Source organism: Psychroflexus sp. S27 (assembly GCF_002810405.1).
In the GTDB taxonomy this organism is placed as follows: Bacteria; Bacteroidota; Bacteroidia; order Flavobacteriales; family Flavobacteriaceae; genus Psychroflexus; species Psychroflexus halocasei_A.
On sequence record NZ_NEXQ01000018.1, the window covers coordinates 69,832 to 89,088 of the forward strand.

At 32.8% G+C, this 19,257-nt stretch carries 17 protein-coding genes; 15 read left to right on the top strand and 2 right to left on the bottom strand.

Annotated elements, in window-relative coordinates; translation table 11 throughout:
* Window positions 1–72: 72 nt before the first annotated feature.
* Window positions 73–3,330: a cytochrome c biogenesis protein CcsA gene (ccsA, locus tag CAP47_RS02520; protein WP_100775245.1), complete on the bottom strand. Its 3,258-nt coding sequence runs from the start codon at window positions 3,328–3,330 to the stop codon at window positions 73–75.
* A gap of 153 nt (window positions 3,331–3,483) precedes the next feature.
* Between ccsA and CAP47_RS02525 the strand changes: the two genes are divergently transcribed.
* The 14 genes from CAP47_RS02525 to CAP47_RS02590 all read left to right on the top strand — a co-directional run bounded on the left by CAP47_RS02525 (window position 3,484) and on the right by CAP47_RS02590 (window position 17,378).
* On the top strand, window positions 3,484–4,242 hold the full coding sequence (locus tag CAP47_RS02525) for a Rossmann-like and DUF2520 domain-containing protein (protein ID WP_100775246.1): 759 nt from the start codon (window positions 3,484–3,486) through the stop codon (window positions 4,240–4,242).
* Window positions 4,226–4,732 (top strand): KdsC family phosphatase, encoded by a 507-nt coding sequence (locus tag CAP47_RS02530; protein WP_100775247.1) that lies wholly within the window; start codon window positions 4,226–4,228, stop codon window positions 4,730–4,732. The genes CAP47_RS02525 and CAP47_RS02530 overlap by 17 nt, the downstream gene beginning before the upstream one ends.
* Window positions 4,733–4,779: 47 nt before the next feature.
* On the top strand, window positions 4,780–5,625 hold the full coding sequence (locus CAP47_RS02535; protein ID WP_100775248.1) for a UbiA family prenyltransferase: 846 nt from the start codon (window positions 4,780–4,782) through the stop codon (window positions 5,623–5,625).
* 187 nt (window positions 5,626–5,812) lie between these two features.
* Window positions 5,813–6,715: a T9SS type A sorting domain-containing protein gene (locus CAP47_RS02540; protein ID WP_100775249.1), complete on the top strand. Its 903-nt coding sequence runs from the start codon at window positions 5,813–5,815 to the stop codon at window positions 6,713–6,715.
* Between the two features lie 90 nt (window positions 6,716–6,805).
* Window positions 6,806–7,402 carry a Maf family nucleotide pyrophosphatase gene (locus tag CAP47_RS02545; protein WP_100775250.1) on the top strand — a complete coding sequence of 199 codons (597 nt, stop codon included), beginning with the start codon at window positions 6,806–6,808 and terminating at the stop codon, window positions 7,400–7,402.
* A gap of 71 nt (window positions 7,403–7,473) precedes the next feature.
* Window positions 7,474–7,989 carry a mechanosensitive ion channel domain-containing protein gene (locus CAP47_RS02550; RefSeq protein ID WP_100775251.1) on the top strand — a complete coding sequence of 172 codons (516 nt, stop codon included), beginning with the start codon at window positions 7,474–7,476 and terminating at the stop codon, window positions 7,987–7,989.
* A 21-nt stretch (window positions 7,990–8,010) separates the two neighbouring features.
* Window positions 8,011–10,491: a PIG-L family deacetylase gene (locus tag CAP47_RS02555; protein WP_100775252.1), complete on the top strand. Its 2,481-nt coding sequence runs from the start codon at window positions 8,011–8,013 to the stop codon at window positions 10,489–10,491.
* A 107-nt stretch (window positions 10,492–10,598) separates the two neighbouring features.
* Window positions 10,599–12,275 (top strand): sodium:solute symporter, encoded by a 1,677-nt coding sequence (locus CAP47_RS02560; protein WP_100775253.1) that lies wholly within the window; start codon window positions 10,599–10,601, stop codon window positions 12,273–12,275.
* A 332-nt stretch (window positions 12,276–12,607) separates the two neighbouring features.
* Window positions 12,608–13,462, top strand: a complete 855-nt coding sequence (locus tag CAP47_RS02565; protein ID WP_100775254.1) for a hypothetical protein — start codon at window positions 12,608–12,610, stop codon at window positions 13,460–13,462.
* A 107-nt stretch (window positions 13,463–13,569) separates the two neighbouring features.
* The gene (locus CAP47_RS02570; protein WP_100775255.1) at window positions 13,570–14,577 is read left to right on the top strand and encodes a lipoate--protein ligase; all 1,008 of its coding nucleotides are present in this window, start codon (window positions 13,570–13,572) and stop codon (window positions 14,575–14,577) included.
* Window positions 14,578–14,611: 34 nt separating this feature from the next.
* Entirely contained in the window at window positions 14,612–15,607 is a 996-nt protein-coding gene (locus CAP47_RS02575; RefSeq protein WP_100775256.1) for a metal-dependent hydrolase, read from the top strand.
* A 63-nt stretch (window positions 15,608–15,670) separates the two neighbouring features.
* Window positions 15,671–16,252, top strand: coding sequence for a PhnA domain-containing protein (locus CAP47_RS02580; protein WP_100775257.1), 582 nt, complete (start codon window positions 15,671–15,673; stop codon window positions 16,250–16,252).
* 3 nt (window positions 16,253–16,255) lie between these two features.
* Complete coding sequence (locus tag CAP47_RS02585) at window positions 16,256–16,783, top strand: hypothetical protein (protein WP_100775258.1); 528 nt, start codon at window positions 16,256–16,258, stop codon at window positions 16,781–16,783.
* Window positions 16,784–16,886: 103 nt separating this feature from the next.
* Entirely contained in the window at window positions 16,887–17,378 is a 492-nt protein-coding gene (locus CAP47_RS02590) for a hypothetical protein (RefSeq protein WP_100775259.1), read from the top strand.
* Between the two features lie 13 nt (window positions 17,379–17,391).
* Here the strand turns inward: CAP47_RS02590 and CAP47_RS02595 are convergent, their stop codons facing one another.
* A complete protein-coding gene (locus tag CAP47_RS02595; protein ID WP_100775260.1) occupies window positions 17,392–17,850 on the bottom strand; it encodes a DUF1456 family protein in 459 nt (152 codons plus the stop codon).
* A 210-nt stretch (window positions 17,851–18,060) separates the two neighbouring features.
* Here CAP47_RS02595 and CAP47_RS02600 point away from each other — a divergent pair, with 210 nt between their 5' ends.
* Entirely contained in the window at window positions 18,061–19,251 is a 1,191-nt protein-coding gene (locus CAP47_RS02600) for a pyridoxal phosphate-dependent aminotransferase (RefSeq protein ID WP_100775261.1), read from the top strand.
* Window positions 19,252–19,257: the final 6 nt, after the last annotated feature.

Sequence of the window (19,257 nt, forward strand, 5' to 3'; positions counted from 1 at the left end):
GCATTAAGACAACAACGGCTCTTCATCGTTTAATGAAGAGCCGTTAAAATTACGTTAATAAAAACGTTGAGCTTATTTGTAAAATTTCTTATATTTTCTGTAAGCAAAGAAGCCGAGAACTAACCAGACTCCTAAACTGATTAAAATAAATTTATAGCTTATTATTTGATCACCACTCGCGTAAGAATGTAATCCTGCTAAGTAGAAATTAACGCCGAAATAAGTCATTAAAATAGAAGCAAAAGCAATAACAGTTGCCCAATTAAAAGCAAACACACCTTTAAGTCCTGGCACTAATCGCATATGAATCACAAAGGCATAAACAAAAATACTAATCAATGCCCAAGTTTCTTTTGGATCCCAACCCCAATAGCGACCCCAGCTCTCATTTGCCCATTGACCTCCTAAGAAGTTACCAATTGTTAACATCACAAGACCAACAATTAATGAAACTTCGTTAATAAGCGACAATTCTCTAATGTTCAGCTTTAATAATTTCTGATTGCTTTTCGTCATAAATATCATTAAAATCAATGATAATAATCCAATGATCGTACTAAGCGCAAATGGTCCATAACTACCCACAATAACAGCAACGTGAATCATTAACCAATATGAATCTAGAACAGGCTCAAGGTTGCCAATGCTAGGGTCCATCCAGTTCCAATGTGCAATCATCAAAATAATTGAACCAACAAATGTTGTTGCAGCTAAGGTTAAGTCACTTTTACGGCCGAATGCTAAACCAAAAAACATTGTTGCCCAACCTACATAAATCATACTTTCATAAGCATCACTCCAAGGCGCGTGTCCAGAAATATACCATCTCGCAATTAAACCTGCGGTGTGTGCTAAAAATAGTATCAGAACAATAACTTTACTGGCGTTAATAGCAATTCGCAAAGGTTTTGAAGGTTTAAAAATTTCAACCAAAACGAGAACAATCATAAAAACACCAACGTATAAGTAGTATTTAAACAACCTATTAAATATGTCTATTTCATTATATAAAATTTCGACTTCTACCTTCTTATCAGTTGGTAAAACATCTTTTCCGTATTTATGTTGGAAGTTATTGATGCTTGTCAATATACTTTCAGGTTTAGTGTAATCATCAGTTTGCTTTGCTTCCTGAAGAGATTGTAAGTATAACGACAACACACTTTTTGTATATAAAGTATCATTTCCGACAAAATAAGTATCCTCATCTAATTCAGAATAAGAAACCCATTTATTGTTATGATGCTCTGGAACAGGGAAAACTTTAAGCATTTTGCCTTGCAAAGTATTATAAAGCAAATTGACGCGTTCATCAGCATTTTTAAAATCCTTTTGAAATTGATTTGGCACTTTAGCGCGATAAGCTGCTTCTAAATAAGGACCAAGTTTATAACTTCCGTCAGGGTTAAAAAAGTTAATTAAGGAAGTATATTTAGCTTTATCTTCAACACCTAATATATGGTGAATGCTATCGTTATCAGCTTTAAGACTGATGATTGGCGCTGTGTACCAAAGTATAGGGTTTTCTAACATAGAAATCATAATTTGATCTCCGTTTAAACCTTCATAAGAATCTTGCTTCCCTAATTTACGAAGCAATTGTGATGAGTAAGTATTGATTGGCTTCATACGTCCACCAAAATCTTGAATCACGAGTTTTCCAAAATTCTTTGCATGATCTTTAGGAACAGCTGATTCTTTAATTTTTGAAATAACCTCATCAATGTCGTTCATTGGCGGCATTGAAGTACTTGAGTTATCATGCTGATGATCATCATGAGTATCATTTGTAGCTACAGAATCGACAGCTGTTTCTGGCCTTTTTTGTTCTTCAACAACATTACCGTTATCAGTTTGTGCAAAAGAAGATAAACTGAAAAAGATCAGCAGAATTGCTGTCAAACTCGCTTTTTTCTTTTTGACTTTATCAATTGATTTTCTTAGCGTTCCGAAACGAGAATTTTTATCAAACATAATCAACATTAATCCTAAGTATAACAAGAAATATCCAATATAAGTCACCCAAGTCCCCCACCAGTCATGGTTAACAGAAAGAACTGTCCCCAATTCATCTGGGTCAAATGAAGCTTGGAAAAAACGATAACCACCGTGATCTAAAACGTGGTTCATATAAATACTATACGGATACGAATCGCTCCCATCAATAACCTCAACATCTGAAATAAATGCCGCATAACTTGGCGTTGAGCGATCTGCCGTTCCTGGTTGTTTCTCTGCAATAAAATCAACGAGTTTGAGTGAAAATGGAAGTTGAATTTCACGGCTACCATAACGCAAATGAACATCGTAACCGCCGACATTTGTTTTCTTGAAATTCTGAACCATTCCTTGGCCACCAATTAAATTGATTGTGTCAGTTTCATCAGCAGCAGTGATTTTTACTTTAACACCATCAGGCTTTTCACCCATCGGGTTTTCTATCTTCACAAGATCTTCAACACCTGTAATCGTGTATTCTGGAATAACAAACTGCATTTTCCCTACATTATAAAGCGAGCGCATTTTGAGTTCTTGAACAGAATCTTTAACAAGTTGACCTTTCACTTGGTCTGCCATACGCATCCAATCGCCATCAAAAGGAGAGTCTATTGTAAAGCCAGATTCATTAGTTCCAATAATATTTATAGCGCCATCGGTTTGCTTATTGAAAGCAAAAAGAACGTTGTGAATATTAGCAATCTCTCCAGATTTCAAATAATGGTCGTGTCTGTCACCTTCGCCAGATTCAACTAGCTTTAGGTAAGTGTCGCCATTTTTAGCTTCACGAATTCCTTCTTCAGCATTTTGTATAAATCCGATAACTTCAAACTTAATTGGGTCACCATCAAAATCTGTATTAATTGTTTTGCCAACACTAATTTTTGGACCTAGATCAATTTGATGATCCTCAACTCTACGTCTTGGCTCGCCATCAATTTCGCCATCGATATATGAAGAAATGAATGTTTTTTCAGAAAGCATCACATCAGTCACCTCGCCTTCTCTTATTGGCATAATTCCTTCCTCACCGATGTATCTTGTAATAAAAGCACCAACAAGAATCAAAATAAATGATAAGTGTAAAACTAAAGTTGTCAAGCGTTCTTTACGCCATAATTTATATCGACTGATGTTTCCTAAGAAGTTGATGACAAAGAAAACCATGATAACCTCGAACCACCAAGCATCATAAATCCATTCTCGAGCGGTAATTGTTGCAAATGAGTTTTCTACGAAAGTCCCTACTGCCATTGCGACAGCGTAAACGATAAAAAGAACAGCCATTAATCTCGTCGAGAAAAGTATATTGGCAATTTTTTTTTGAAGCATAGCTATAATTTTGTGGCAGCAAATATATTTAAAAACAAATGATATTCATCACAATAAACAAGATATCAATATCCGATTTATGACAAGATTAAGAAACAAGAAGTTCTTTATATTTTGAAGAGATAAATCAAAGAGATTCGTAAATTTGCCCCTATGAGAAAGCTGATTATACTCGGAACTGGCAATGTTGCTTATCACTTATATCACGCGATATCTTCTATCGAAAATTGGGAAGTTGTGCAGGTGTATAATCACCGTGATGAAAGTTTATCTGACTTTAGCAATGCGACGGAAACAACAACAAATTTAAATGAATTAGTTGATGCTAATTTGATTATTTGTTGTTTAAAAGATGACTTAATAGAATCCTATTTTAAAAAATTAGCTGACAAAGATTGCTTAATCGTTCACACTTCTGGAGCAAAAACACTTCAGAAAATCAGAAAAAGGTCTGGTGTTTTTTATCCTTTACAGAGTTTCTCTAAATACAAGACAATGGATTATTCAAAAATTCCATTTTGTATTGAAGCTACGCGAGCAGAAGATTTAAGAATATTAGAAAGTTTAGCCTCATCGATTTCAGAATCAGTTTATAAAATCAATTCTAAAAAAAGATTACAAATGCATTTGGCTGCAGTTTTTGTCAATAATTTTAGCAATTATATGTTTAAATTAGGTCAAGATTTATGTATTGAAAATCATATTGACGAAGCTATTCTGATGCCACTCATTCAAGAAACATTTGAAAAAATAAAAGATATAAATGCTGAAGAAGCGCAAACAGGCCCAGCGAGAAGACAAGATCAAGAAACAATAAATCAGCACCTTAAGCTACTCAAAAAAGATTCAAAAAAAGAAATTTATAAAATAATCAGTCAACACATTAAAAACGATTATGGAAAAAAATTATAAACAAGTCCTCAATGACATCACAACTTTTGTGTTTGATGTTGATGGTGTTCTCACAAATGGTCAACTCAATGTAACATTAGAAGGTGACCTTTTAAGAACTATGAATGTAAAAGATGGTTTTGCACTTAAAAAAGCGATTCATGAAGGTTATGAAGTTCTGATTATCTCAGGTGGAACTAACGAAGGAACACGCACCAGACTCAAAGATTTAGGCATTACAAACATTCATTTAGGTATCAATGATAAAGTAGAATGTTTAGAAGAGTTTTTGGACGTTTATGACATTAAACCTGAAAACGTCGCTTATATGGGAGATGACATTCCTGACATTTACCCGATGAAGAAAGTCGCTTTACCAACTTGTCCGCAAGATGCTGTAAATGAAGTTAAGGCGGCTTCAATTTATGTGTCACATAAAAATGGTGGCCAAGCTTGCGTTCGTGATTTAATCGAACAAGTGATGAAAGCTCAAAATAAATGGCACGTTTAATCAAATAAGTGAAATTATTTTTCGCCATTAGACCTATAAATCTTTTCATGTTGTTTTTGACAACGTGCTTGATTTATTGGTCTTTTTTTTCTGCTCTCAAAGTTGAGCAAAATATCTCTTTTGTAACTTTCCTCTTAATCAATTTATCATTATTAATGGTTAGCGCTGCAGGCTATTTGATTAATGACAAACATGATATAAGGACAGATGCAATCAATCAAAAAACTAAAAAGCACATCTCGCTTTTAAACAGTTCTAACTTTGACAAACTCTATTTTGGCCTTTTAATTACTGGTTTTGTTTTAGGAAGTTTTATCTCCGTACTTTATTCAAATTGGTTTGCTTTATTCTCTTATTTTTTTGCAAGCGTTACACTTCATTTCTACAATTCTCATTTAAAAAAAAGATTATTATTAGGAAATTTAGCAACAAGCTTATTGATTAGTCTTGCAATTCTAATTTACCCGAGTTTTGAAATTGATTTACTTAATTTTGAAAGCCATCCAACACGTATTCTCTATTTCTTTGTCTTGAGTTCTTTTTTGATTAATTTAGTTAGAGAAATCATTAAAGACATGGAAGATATAAAGGGTGATTACGCCATTGGTCTTGAGACTCTACCTATTATGATTGGGAAAGAACGCAGTAAAAACTTATCATTTATCATTATGATGATCAGTTCAATTGTGAGCATACTTTTTTACACTTTCTACTTTTTACAGAATGCCTATTTACTTTTTTCTGCTTATTTATTTGTGATCATTCCTTCAGTTATCATCGCTTATTTAATCAGTAAATCAAAATTTAAAAAAGATTATTCCCGTATTAGCTTTGCTTTAAAGATTCACGCAGGTTTTGGCTTACTGAGTATTTTACTTTTTTATTGGTTTTAATTCAATAGACTAAAATCCATTGATAAAAGTAAACTCTGACAAATGAAAAGAAGAACATACATCTGACTTTAGACCACTAAAGCAACCTATCTTCATTTAAGAAAAACTTTAAATTATTTTTCAAAAAAACGTATTCTACAAGCACTTTATAACAAAACATTTAATAGTTTAGTGTAAAATTCAAAAAATGAGAAAAAAATTACTTTTATTATCAGCTTTATTTTTTGCTGTAACTATCAATGCTCAAGACACTTCTTTTGAAGCAGATGAAGGCTACAATCTTGGAGAAATTAACGGCCAAAATGATTGGGACGTTTTAAGCTTCATATCACCTGCATTTACAATTACTGATGAACAAGCATCTGAGGGTGATTATGCGCTTAAACTCGATGTTGATCAAACTGGAATTATACCTGGAGGCAGTATTGCTGGAGCGATTAAAAACATAAGCAATTTGGCCCCTTCAAATCCAGACTCTTATGAAATTTCTGCTGATTTATATTTTGATTCATCTAGTAATGGCGGCGAAATTGATTTCTACATTTATGGAGAAATGGGTACCGAAGCTTTACCTGGAGCAGCAATGGCTATTTCAGACGAACGTTTATTAATTGTTGAAATGTCAGACTTCTCAACTGCTGTTGATATGCAAATTGAAAACGACATGTTTCACAATCTTAAAATGGCATTCGATTTTATTAACCAAGAAACGCTTTACTATCTCAACGGCGATTTACTTTATACTGGATCTTTAAATTTATCAGAATTTACGGGTTATGGGTTTTTAAAAACAGGCAATGGTAAAGGTTATGCTGATAATATTGTGACTTCAGAAAACACCTTAAAAACAAATCAAATTGATAAAGGTGATTTTGTTCATTTCGTCAATCAAAATAATTTACATCTTCAGAATAATTCTTCCTTAAAAAATATAGTGATTTATAACATTTTAGGTCAAGAAGCTGTTTCTAAAGATTTAGATTCAAAAAAGGAAAGAATCAATATTGAAAGTTTAAAATCAGGCGTTTACATGGCTAAAGTTTCAACATATCAAAACACAAAAACTTTTAAGTTTATCAAAAAAGATTAACTTTCAACAATCAAACTAATTTGACGATCAAAGCAGCATTTTTTCTATAAATGCTGCTTTTTTATATAATTTTGTTTCAAAAAATAAATCATGTCTACTGTCATTCAAAAAATGAATCAATTTAAGATCATCCTTGGTTCAGCTTCGCCACGTCGTCAATCTATTTTAAAAGAGTTAGGATTAGATTTTTCAGTTAAAATCATGCCTGTTGATGAGATTTATCCTGATCATTTAAAAAGAGAAGAAATTGCTATCTTCTTGGCAGAACTTAAAGCTAAGACTTTTGAGGTAAATCAAAATGAGATCATCATTACTGGTGACACAGTTGTTTGGCATAACAATAAAGCTTTAGGGAAACCTAAAAACTCAACGGAGGCTAAGGAAATGCTTCAAAGTCTTTCAGGAAAGTCGCATGAAGTCATTTCATCTGTTTGCCTAAAAACTAGTGATCAATTGATTTCTACTTACGGTGTCACCAAAGTCTTTTTTAAAGATTTAAGTAAATCTGAAATTGAATATTATGTCAACAACTTCAAACCTTACGATAAAGCTGGCGCTTATGGCGTTCAGGAATGGATTGGGCAAATTGGCGTGACTAAAATTGAAGGATCTTTTTATAATGTTATGGGGTTACCAACTCTTAAAATCTATGAGGCGTTTGAAAAACTCCTTAAATCAACGGATTAGATTTAAATTTCAGCCTTCGTATTTATCAATCTTATTTTTATAAATTTACATTTGGATTTCAATCAAAATTAATGTCTGAACCTATTTCAACTTTTATAAAACCCAGTCTAATTACTTTAGCTGTCGCCATAATTATGCTACTTCTTCGCTTAATTATTAAAACTTCTACGCTTAAAATCGCACGTAAAGCTCAAAAAAATGAAGCAAGGTCAAGACAAATTATTCGCTATGTCAATGTTTTGCTTCTCATCATCACCCTATTTGTTGCTATGTTGATATGGGGAATTGATTACACGGATGTTGCGCTTATTTTTTCATCAACTTTTGCTGTAATCGGTGTCGCTTTTTTTGCGATTTGGTCTGTACTTAGCAATATCACTTCTGGCGTGATTATGTTTATTTATTTTCCTTATAAAATTGGCGACAAAATCAAGATTCACGATAAAGACTTCCCAATAGAAGCTGTAATTGAGGACATTAAAGCTTTTCAACTACATTTAAGAACAGAAGAAAATGAATTGATTACTTATCCAAATAATTTATTTTTACAAAAGCCTGTTTCACTCTTAGAAAAAGATGTTATTTAATCATTTAGAAATTAAGTTTTTATGAAATATTCAGCAAGTCTGATTTTTAGTATTTTAATTTTTCAATTCACTTTTGCTCAACAACCAAGCAAACCCACTTCTGGTGAAGCTTTTCAGCAGCTAAAATCTCTGAATTTCTTAGGAAATGTTCTATATATCGCTGCACATCCTGATGATGAAAACACTGCTTTCATCAGTTATTTCTCAAATCAGGTTAATGCACGTACAGCTTATCTTTCTTTAACAAGAGGCGATGGTGGACAGAATTTAATAGGTAACGAACTCGGAGAAGAACTCGGCTTAATACGAACACAAGAGCTTCTAGCTGCAAGAAATATTGATGGCGGTGAACAATTTTTCAGTCGAGCTGTTGATTTTGGTTATTCAAAAACGCCTGATGAAACTTTACAGATCTGGGACAAAGAAAAAATACTAGCTGATGTCATTTATACAATTAGAAAATTTAGACCAGATGTTATCGTTAACCGATTTGATCATCGTACTTCAGGAAATACACACGGACATCACACATCTTCTGCAATATTAAGCCATGAGGCTTTTGACTTGGCTGCAGATGAAAACATCTACCCTGAACAACTTTCAGAGGTGAAACCATGGAAACCCAAACGTTTATTTTTCAATACATCTTGGTATTTTTATGGAAGCCCTGAAGCTTTTAAAAAAGTTGATAAATCAAAGTATATCAAAATTAATACAGGTGTTTATTATCCACTTCTCGGACTTTCCAATAACGAAATTGCTTCTTTAAGTCGCAGTCAACATCAATCACAAGGCTTTGGACAGATCGGCTCTCGTGGCGATAATATGACTTATGTTGAGTTTATAGAAGGACAAGAAATGCAAACAGATTCTTTATTTGGAGGCATCAATACAAAGTGGTCTCGATTAAAAGACGGTGAAGAAATCGGTCAGATTTTATATCCGCTTGAAGAAAAATTCGACCATCAAAAGCCTTGGCTCATTGTTCCTGAATTGATTCAAGCTTTTAAAAAAATTAAGGAGATTGATGATCTCTATTGGCGCAATCATAAAAGTAATGAAATCAAAAATTTGATTAAAAGCTGTTTAGGTTTATTCATTGAGGCTAAAGCAGAAAAAAATTATGCAACTCTTGGAGAAGAAATAAAGATCGATCTGGAGGCGATTAACAGAAGTCCGATTCAAATTACTTTAGATTCAGTTGGCATACAAGACCAGAGAGCAACTCTAATTGAGCCACTCAAAGAAAATCAGGTTTTAAAAAGCAATTTAAGCATTAAAATAGAAGATACTTTGAATTACTCTTCTCCTTATTGGTTGAATCAGAAACCTAAAAATGGAACTTACTATGTTAAACAGCAAAGTTTCATCGGTTTACCTGAAACACCAAAACAATTAAAAGCTGAATTTATATTTGATATCATAGGTGAAAAAATCAGCTATGAAGAAGATTTAATCTATAAATATAAATCTCCCACTTTAGGTGAAGTCTATAAAAATTTTAAAATACTCCCCGAGGTTTCTATTGAAATGTATCCAAAAACTTTAAATTTTAATGATACTGAAGAAAAGGAAATTCAAGTGACAGTAAAAGCTTTTAGAAATATTGAAGAAGCATCTCAGATCGAAATAAAATCTCCAATTGGATGGACAATAAATCAACAAAAAATTAAAATTAACACCCTTAATGAAGGCGAATCAAAATCTTTTAAATTTAGAATTAAACCAAATCAAAACGCCACGTCCTCTTCTTTAGAGATCGAAATGAAAACAGGTAATAAAATTAATAATTCTGTTGTAAAAACAATCGATTACCCTCATATTCCTGAACAAACAATTATCAGAAAAAGTCAAGTTGAGTTGAATAAATTCAACATTAACACAACTGACAAAAAAGTAGCTTACATTAAAGGTGCAGGCTCTCTTATTGCTGATAACTTATCCTCTATCGGGATTGATATTGACGCCTTTAATTTGGAAGATATCAATGCAAGTTTACTTCAGAATTATGACGTTGTTATCACAGGTTTACGATTATACAACATCTCAAAATCAATTGATTTTAAGCAAAAAATATTACAAGATTTTATCGCTAAAGGTGGACACCTTATCATTCAATACAACACAAATCGTAACCTGAAAGTTGACAAATTTGAACCTCTAAACTTTCAAATTTCTCGTGATCGTGTTGTTGATGAAAATGCAGAAATGAGGATTTTAGAACCAAAACATTCTGTCTTAAATCAGCCTAACAAAATTTCACATAAAGATTTTGAAAATTGGGTTCAAGAACGCGGACTTTATTTTGCTGATCAATGGGATAAAAATTTAACGCCTATTTTCAGTATGAATGATGTTGATGAATCTCCAAAAAAAGGAAGTTTGCTTACCGGAAAATATAAAAAAGGACACGTGACTTATACAGGAATTAGTTTTTTTAGACAATTACCTGCCAATGTAGAAGGTGCATATAAACTCCTTGTAAATTTAATAGCCCTATGAAAAAAGATAAATTTGTCTGGCGAAAATCATTTAGCCTCGTCCTTATTTTAAATACGATTTACATCATTTTGTTGTGGATTTTTTCCAACTCATTTAACCTATAGAAAATGGAGTTAATCGATGGCTTAGTTTTAATTTTTACACTTAGTTTTATAGTTATTTATGGTGTCTATAAGACTAGAAAACAAAATAACGTCCAAGATTACATCAAAGGCGGAAATACCTCCAGATGGTGGACAGTCGGTTTATCAGTCATGGCCACCCAAGCCAGCGCAATCACTTTTTTATCAACACCAGGGCAAGCTTTTCATGATGGCATTGGCTTCGTCCAGTTTTACTTTGGTTTACCAATCGCAGTTGTCATTATTTGTTTGGTGTTTATCCCTATTTATCATAAACTTAATGTTTACACAGCTTATGAATATTTAGAAAGCCGATTTGATTTAAAAACAAGAACCTTAACGGCTTTACTTTTTTTGATTCAGCGCGGACTGGCTGCTGGGATTACAATTTTTGCGCCTTCTATTATTCTTTCAGCAGTTTTAGGCTGGAATTTGTTTTACCTGAATATTATCATTGGCGCATTAGTTATTATCTATACAGTTTCCGGCGGTACAAAAGCTGTAAGTGTCACGCAGACACAACAGATGGCTGTTATTTTTGCAGGTTTAATCACAACTTTTTTCTTAATAATTTACAATTTACCTGAAGATGTTTCTTTTGGAAATGCCTTAAAAATTGCTGGAGCAAACGGTAAACTGCAAGCTATAGATTTATCCTTTGATTTTGATAATCGATACACACTTTGGAGCGGACTCATCGGTGGAACTTTTTTGGCTCTCTCCTACTTTGGAACCGATCAAAGTCAAGTACAACGCTATCTTTCTGCTAAAAACATGAAAGAGAGTCAAATGGGAATGCTATTCAACGGCATGCTTAAAATACCGATGCAATTCTTTATACTGATGGTTGGCGTCATGGTTTTCGTTTTCTATCAATTTAATTCAGCGCCTCTTAATTTTAATCCAGCTGCTGAAGAAGCCGTGATGTCTTCTCCTCAAAAAGAAGAATATATTGACTTACAAAATCAATTAAAGGAAGTTGAGCAAGAGAAACAAACTCTGACGAGCTATTTAAAAACGCAAGATGAACTCAATGTGAATCAACGAAATCAGCTTCAAGACTTGAACCAAAAAGAAGTTGATATCAGAGAATCTGGAACAGCATTAATCAGTCAAGTTGATGCAGATGTAGAAACAAATGATAAAGATTATGTGTTTATACATTATATACTTAACAATCTTCCTCGCGGATTAATCGGTTTACTCATCGCAGTTATACTTTCTGCAGCCATGTCTTCAACCGCGTCTGAACTCAATGCTTTAGCCTCAACGACCACAATCGATTTATATAAAAGAAATGTTTCTGGAAAATCAGAAAAGCATTATGTAAAAACTTCAAAATTAATGACGCTTGTTTGGGGAATTTTCGCCATTGCTATTGCTAGCACTGCAAATTTATTTGATAATCTCATTCAGTTGGTCAATATCATCGGATCCATTTTTTACGGGAACGTTCTAGGTATTTTCTTATTGGCATTTTTCATTAAATACATCAAAAGCAACGCTGTTTTTGTTGCCGCATTGATAACACAAGTCATTGTTATTATAGGTTATTCTTTTAATTGGATGCCTTATTTATGGCTCAATATTTTTGGATGTTTACTTGTCATAAGCATCGCTTTTCTGTTAGAAATAATTTTTAGAAACTTACAAAAAATATAATTTATAAAACTTCATTTTTAATTATGAAAATAATAAGAAATAAGGCTTTTTTATAGTGTAGGTTTGTACTCAAATTATAGAGTGTTATTTGTTGTCATTACATAACAAAACAGGATTAACATATACACTTTTGTAAGTTAAAATTATGTTTCCAATAATTCATATTAATGAAATAGTTTTTAAAGCTATTTATTCAGTTTCAAAACTAAACTTCGCTTCCTCCAATACTAATTCAAGCGGATAGTTATCTCTATCTCATTTTCTAAGATAAATAAGCGCATCGATTAATACTGATGTAACAGATTCCTTTTTCTAAAATTTAAAAATAATATATGCTACCTATTAAATCAATTGTAGGCATTTGCCTGCTGTTTGTTGTTTTCAATATAAATGCCCAAAACCCAGATACAGACCTTTACACAAATTCTAATAAAGGTAAATTCTTTGTGAGTTGGGGCGGAAATAGAGCGAAATTCTCAGATTCTGATATCCATTTTAGAGGCCCAGGTTATGATTTCACTTTATCAGATGTCAAGGCATCAGATAAACCTAAAGGCTGGCATATTGACTACATCAATCCTGGCAGAATGACAATTCCGCAAACTAATGCAAAAATCGGTTATTTTATCTCAGATCATTACTCTGTTGCTATCGGTATGGACCACATGAAATACGTCATGGATCAAAATCAAATGGTCAACATGAGTGGTTTCATTGACCTTCCTAGCGACGAAGAAGGCTCAACCTTTAATGGTGTTTATGAAAATATACCGCAAGAAATGACTAAAGATTTTTTGGAGTTTGAACATACTGATGGCTTAAATTATATTTATGCAGAATTTTCAAGATTTGATGATATTTCATCATTATTCAATATTCAAAATACTGATATTTTTCAAGTGAATATCACTGAAGGAATAGGTGGTGGTTTACTCTACCCGAGAACAAATACGACTTTACTATCAAAAGAGCGTTATGACGAATTTCATATTGCTGGTTATGGGATTTCATTAAACGCTGGGCTCCAACTTCACTTCTTTAAACATTTTTTTGTTAGAGGAGATCTGAAAGGCGGTTATATTAATATGAATGATGTACGGACAACAAATAACAGCGCTGATAAAGCTTCTCATTCTTTCACTTACTTTGAAACTATTTTCTCTGTTGGTGGAATTTTCAGGATATAATTTCAAAAAATAACAGCTGATTTTACTCAATTATAAATTTGATAAATTTTTGAGTAAGAATCAAAACTTCATTAAATTGCAATTATAAAGTTTTAAACAAATTTATTATGATTTTTATCGATAACGAAGGTGTCACAGATCCAAAACTCAACTTGGCTTTAGAAGAATATGCTTTGCGTAATTTTTCAAATAATTCTGATTATTTATTGTTCTATATTAATGAACCTTCAATTATTATCGGTAGAAATCAAAACACTTTAGAAGAAATTAATCAAGAATATATTGAAGAAAATAACATCCACGTTGTCAGAAGAATTTCTGGTGGTGGTGCTGTTTACCATGATTTTGGTAATCTAAATTTTAGTTTTATGACAGATTATGAGTTTAATAAACTCAATAATTTCAAGCAATTTACTGCGCCTATTGTCAAAATACTAAACGACATGGGAATTCCGGCTGAAATGAAAGGAAGAAATGACATTGTCGCAAATGATAAAAAGATTTCTGGTAATGCACAGTTTTCTTCTGTTAAGCGCATGTTTAGTCATGGTACTTTATTATTTGATTGTGATTTAAGCGAAGTGACAAAAGCTTTGAATGTCAAGATGAGTAAAATCAAATCTAAAGGTCATAAATCTGCGAGGAGCCGTGTTGCAAATATTTCCGAGTTTTTAAAAGAGCCTATGTCAACAACTGAATTTCGTCAGAAAATACTTGATGGTCTATTTGAGGAGAAAACAGATTTTGAAACTTATAAGCTTTCAGACGATGAGTGGAAAGCAGTGCATCAACTTAAAAAAGAAAAGTACGATAATTGGGATTGGAACTATGGCAAATCACCAAAGTTTGATATCCAACGTACAAAAAGATTTAAAGGTGGAGAAATTGATTTACGCATCAAAGTCAAGAAAGGCGGACAAATTGAAAACTTGAAAATTTACGGTGACTTTTTTGGAAAAGAACCTGTAGAAAAAATTGAAGATGCACTTGAAGGTATCCGCTATGATAAATCTGATATCACTAAGGTTGTCAACCAGTTCAACCTTTATGAATATTTTGGTGAAATTGATAAAGAAGAATTTATTAATCTCATATATGGTCCAGACGAGTTGTAAAATTCAATTAGCTTTGCACTCTTAGAATTTCACAATGGATTCATTAACACAAATTGTTTTAGGTGCTGCCGTTGGTGAGGTAGTTGCTGGTCGTCAAATCGGAAATCGTGCGATGCTTTATGGTGCTATTGCAGGCACTATTCCTGATCTTGATGTTATTGCTTCTAACTTTACTGATACAGTTTCCGCCCTTGAAATTCACAGAGGCTTTACGCATTCAATTTTATTTTCTGTTTTATTCGCTCCTGTTTTTGGATGGCTTTTTTCATTATTCGAAAAACAAGCGAGTTGGAAAAAACTTTCTTGGTTATTTTTTTGGGGATTTGTTACACATCCGCTTCTAGATGCACATACCACTTGGGGAACGCAGCTCTTTTGGCCATTAGATTTAAGATTGGCATACAAAAACATTTTTGTCATTGACCCGCTTTATACTTTACCCTTTTTGATATTTCTGATCATGGCAATGCGTCAAAAAAGAAGTTCGCCTAAAAGAAGAAAGTATAATAAAATCGGACTGATTATTAGCTCTTCATATCTAGCCTTAACACTTATTTTGAAAGGAATTACTTATATTAAATTTCAAAATGCACTGAAGGATCAAAACATAGATTATGTTGATATGCAAACCAAACCCAGTGCTTTTAATAGTGTTTTATGGACGGCAAACGTCAAAACAGATGACGCTTATTTAATTGGCCATTATTCATTTTTTGATTCTGAACCCATCAGTTTTGAAAGTTACCCAAAGAATCACGAATTGATTAATGAAATCAAGGATAAGCCCAAAATGCAACGCATGATCAAAATTTCGGAAAATTGGTTTGCCATTTCAAAGGAAAATAAAAAGCTTTATTTTAATGATTTGAGATTCGGGTTGATGTCTTTATCGCCTAATGCCAAAACTTTTGTTTTTAGTTACGAAATTTCAGAAAAAAACGATACTATATTTTTTAAAGAACGAGACAAGAAACCTGAAGATGGCAAGAAGTTAGTTAAAGAATTATGGGGTCGCCTCAAAGGAAATTAAGTTGAATCAAATCCGAATAAGTCCTTTATATAAGGTTATCTTTGTATTTTAAAATTTATAAAAATGAGTTTAGAGCAAGATTTAATGCAGCGTGCAGATTCTAAATGTGAATTCTGCGGAAGTAAAGAACAATTAGAAATATACGAAGTTCCACCTGTTGAAAATGTCAGCTCAGAAAACGCGGTATTAACTTGTAATACCTGTTTCACTCAACTCAATGACGAAGATAAGATTGAGCCAAACCATTGGCGTTGCTTAAACGACAGTATGTGGAGTGAAGTTTCAGCTGTACAAGTTGTTGCTTACAGAATGCTGCACAAACTCATTGATGAAGGTTGGCCACAAGATTTACTTGATATGCTTTACCTTGATGAAGAAACTTTAGCTTGGGCAAAAACAACGCTCGAAGAGGCAGAAGATAATGCAAATCAAATCATTCATCGTGATAGTAACGGTGTTCAAATCGATGCTGGTGATAGTGTTGTTTTGATCAAAGACCTTCCTGTAAAAGGATCAAGTATGGTTGCAAAAAGAGGGACAGCTGTTAGACGCGTTTCCTTGGTTCATGATAATGAAGAACAAATTGAAGGCCGCGTTGAGGGACAGCAAATTGTTATTTTAACCAAATTTGTCAAAAAACTTTAAGTTATGAGATTTGTTATTAAAACAGTTTTAGCACACATTTTATTGGCTATTATTGTTTTGTTCATTTTTCAACTTGTCTTAAAATTTGCTTTAGGTTCAAATAGTTATTTGAGTTTAAAGATGGTTACAGTAATTATTACTGCCTCTACAATAGTAACGACTTTATTTACTATTTTTAGTACCCGAAAAAGATACCAATACATTATCTCTTCTGATCATTCAAAATCCACTTTATCTGAAACATCTATTGCTTACTTCCCTCCTATTGAGATCAATCCATTCAAGTTTCAAGAAAATTTAAAAAAATATTTTCATCTGACGGTAGTTGATCATGAGAATAGAATCTACAAGTTTCACGAAAAATTTGACTACTTTCAACTATCATCTCGTTTTGGTTATTATTTAAAACCACACACTTACACAGATCAGTTTTATTTAGAAATCATTCCATACTCACCGCGTTTATTTTCAGAAAAAAAGATTAAGAAGAAGAAAGAGTTAATTGAGAAACTGCTTGAAATTAGTTCTTAGTTATTAACATGCTTTAAGATAGTTTAAGAATTATTTGGCTTCATAAATTCTAAAATCTCGTGAATAGAAGATAGTTTTGAAGCCTAACTTAAAACACATAATCATGAAAATTTTTCGAAATTTATTAATTTTAGGCATCTTAGCCTTCTCTTTTAATGGAGCTTTTGCTCAATCAATTTCACAAAACGCATTAGGTTTAAGAATTGGTGACAACGACGGTTTTGGAGCTGAAGTTTCTTACCAACGTGCTCTATCTGAAAATAACAGATTAGAGATCGATTTAGGTTTGAGAAGCGGTAGCCATTATGATGGATTTAAACTTGCTGGTATTTACCAATGGGTTTGGAACATTGAAGGCGGATTTAACTGGTACGCAGGTGCTGGTGCAGGTTTAGGTTCTTATGATTATGATGATGATTACTATTATGACAGTGGTAGTGATACTTTTTTCCTTCTAGCAGGTGATGTTGGTATCGAATACAACTTCGATATTCCATTATTGTTATCGCTAGACTTTAGACCAGAAATCGGTTTCGGAAATCATTATGATGACTTAGATTTTGACATCGCTCTAGGTATTCGTTACCAATTCTAAATTGATAAAATAACTATTTTCGATGCTTTAACTGCAAACCAGTTAAGAAATTTCGAAGATATTGATCTAACAGCTGCTGATATTGCGGCTGTTTTTTTTGTCTTAAAAATGAGCTTAACTCGTTTTTAGTAATTGGCATTTCGGCGAGCTCAAACAATGCTAAAATGTCATGAGATTTCAGGTTAAGCGCAATCTTCAATTTCTTAAAGATTAAATTATTATCTAATCTTTGCTCTGGTTTCGGCTGCTCTCCTTCTCTTCTACCACGATATTTATTAATCATTCCGTTTAAAAAAGTTGCCAAATTTTTATCCGTTAAGTTCACATAAGCTTCATCCTCTTCCTTTTTCATCCAATCGCTAATTTGAGCACGAGTAACTTCAGCATCTGCTTGAGCAAACATCTCGATCATTTGATCATCAGAGTAATCAAAAGTATAGCGAAGGCGTCTCAAAATATCGTTATTTGTCATTTTATCAGAATTTTTGACAAAGTTAAATTAATAATCTCAATAGAGATTTAGATTTTCATTGAATAATTTGATCACTTTATTTCAATTTAAAATCTTTATATGTTAAAGACATCAATTGAAATGATAATATTGACCAAAAACTGATTTATATCTGTTCTTAAAGCTTCTAGAATAGATTTATATTTTGCATTTTTGCATAAAAACAGACAGATGCCAAAGATTTCTAAGAAAGGTATTTTAATGCCTGAATCTCCTATCAGAAAATTAGCGCCTTACGCTGAACAAGCAAAGGCTCAAAACAAAGAAATATATTTTTTAAATATTGGTCAACCCGATATTCCTACACCTAAACATGCTTTGGATGCGGTAAAAAATCACGACCTTGATATTTTATCTTACAGTCCTTCATCAGGATTTGATTCTTACAAAACAAAGCTCGCTGAATACTATCAGAAAAATGGCATCAGAATTACAAAAGATGAGCTCATTGTATCTACTGGTGGTTCTGAAGCATTAATGTTTGCAATGGGAAGTGTAACTGATCCAGGTGATGAAATTATTATCCCTGAACCATTTTATGCAAATTATAATGGTTTTGCAACAGCTTCAAACGTCACTGTTAAAGCTGTTAAATCAAACTTTGAAGACAACTTCGCTTTACCTGCTATTGAAAAATTTGAAGAGCAAATCACTTCAAAAACAAAAGCAATTGTGATGTGTAATCCTGGTAATCCAACTGGTTATTTATACACAAAAGAAGAAGTTCAGCAATTAGCAGATTTAGCAATTAAGCATGATATATTCATCATTGCTGATGAAGTATACCGTGAGTTTACTTATGATGGAGCAAAGCATCATTCTATCATGAACGTTGAAGGTTTAGAAAACCACGCCATTATGGTTGATTCTGTTTCTAAACGTTACAGCATGTGCGGAGCTCGTATTGGTTGCATCGTTTCTCGTAATAAAGAATTGATGAAAACGGCTATGAAATTTGCTCAAGCAAGATTAAGCCCTCCAACTTTTGCACAAATTGCAAGTGAGGCTGCTCTTGATACAACGAATGAGTATTTTGAAGAGGTGAATAAAGAATACGTTAGCAGAAGAGATACATTAATCGAGGCACTTTCTAAAGTTGAAGGTGTTAAAGTAGCAAAGCCAAAAGGTGCTTTTTACTGTATTGCAGAATTGCCTGTTGATGATGCTGAGGATTTTGCTAAATGGCTTTTATCTGATTTTGATCACAACGGAAAAACGGTGATGGTTGCGCCTGCTGCAGGTTTTTATTCGACACCAAATACAGGTTTAAATCAAATCAGAATTGCTTACGTTTTAGAAGAAAAACACATTTTAGATGCTGTTTCTATTTTAGAAGAAGCTTTAAAAGCATACAAAAGTTGATTGAAA

Excerpts from the sequence above, each read along its gene's own strand:
- ccsA (WP_100775245.1), bottom strand. The coding sequence starts at position 3,330 with ATGCTTCAAAAAAAAATTGCCAATATACTTTTCTCGACGAGATTAATG.
- CAP47_RS02525 (WP_100775246.1), top strand. The coding sequence starts at position 3,484 with ATGAGAAAGCTGATTATACTCGGAACTGGCAATGTTGCTTATCACTTA.
- CAP47_RS02530 (WP_100775247.1), top strand. The coding sequence starts at position 4,226 with ATGGAAAAAAATTATAAACAAGTCCTCAATGACATCACAACTTTTGTG.
- CAP47_RS02535 (WP_100775248.1), top strand. The coding sequence starts at position 4,780 with ATGTTGTTTTTGACAACGTGCTTGATTTATTGGTCTTTTTTTTCTGCT.
- CAP47_RS02540 (WP_100775249.1), top strand. The coding sequence starts at position 5,813 with ATGAGAAAAAAATTACTTTTATTATCAGCTTTATTTTTTGCTGTAACT.
- CAP47_RS02545 (WP_100775250.1), top strand. The coding sequence starts at position 6,806 with ATGTCTACTGTCATTCAAAAAATGAATCAATTTAAGATCATCCTTGGT.
- CAP47_RS02550 (WP_100775251.1), top strand. The coding sequence starts at position 7,474 with ATGTCTGAACCTATTTCAACTTTTATAAAACCCAGTCTAATTACTTTA.
- CAP47_RS02555 (WP_100775252.1), top strand. The coding sequence starts at position 8,011 with ATGAAATATTCAGCAAGTCTGATTTTTAGTATTTTAATTTTTCAATTC.
- CAP47_RS02560 (WP_100775253.1), top strand. The coding sequence starts at position 10,599 with ATGGAGTTAATCGATGGCTTAGTTTTAATTTTTACACTTAGTTTTATA.
- CAP47_RS02565 (WP_100775254.1), top strand. The coding sequence starts at position 12,608 with ATGCTACCTATTAAATCAATTGTAGGCATTTGCCTGCTGTTTGTTGTT.
- CAP47_RS02570 (WP_100775255.1), top strand. The coding sequence starts at position 13,570 with ATGATTTTTATCGATAACGAAGGTGTCACAGATCCAAAACTCAACTTG.
- CAP47_RS02575 (WP_100775256.1), top strand. The coding sequence starts at position 14,612 with ATGGATTCATTAACACAAATTGTTTTAGGTGCTGCCGTTGGTGAGGTA.
- CAP47_RS02580 (WP_100775257.1), top strand. The coding sequence starts at position 15,671 with ATGAGTTTAGAGCAAGATTTAATGCAGCGTGCAGATTCTAAATGTGAA.
- CAP47_RS02585 (WP_100775258.1), top strand. The coding sequence starts at position 16,256 with ATGAGATTTGTTATTAAAACAGTTTTAGCACACATTTTATTGGCTATT.
- CAP47_RS02590 (WP_100775259.1), top strand. The coding sequence starts at position 16,887 with ATGAAAATTTTTCGAAATTTATTAATTTTAGGCATCTTAGCCTTCTCT.
- CAP47_RS02595 (WP_100775260.1), bottom strand. The coding sequence starts at position 17,850 with ATGACAAATAACGATATTTTGAGACGCCTTCGCTATACTTTTGATTAC.
- CAP47_RS02600 (WP_100775261.1), top strand. The coding sequence starts at position 18,061 with ATGCCAAAGATTTCTAAGAAAGGTATTTTAATGCCTGAATCTCCTATC.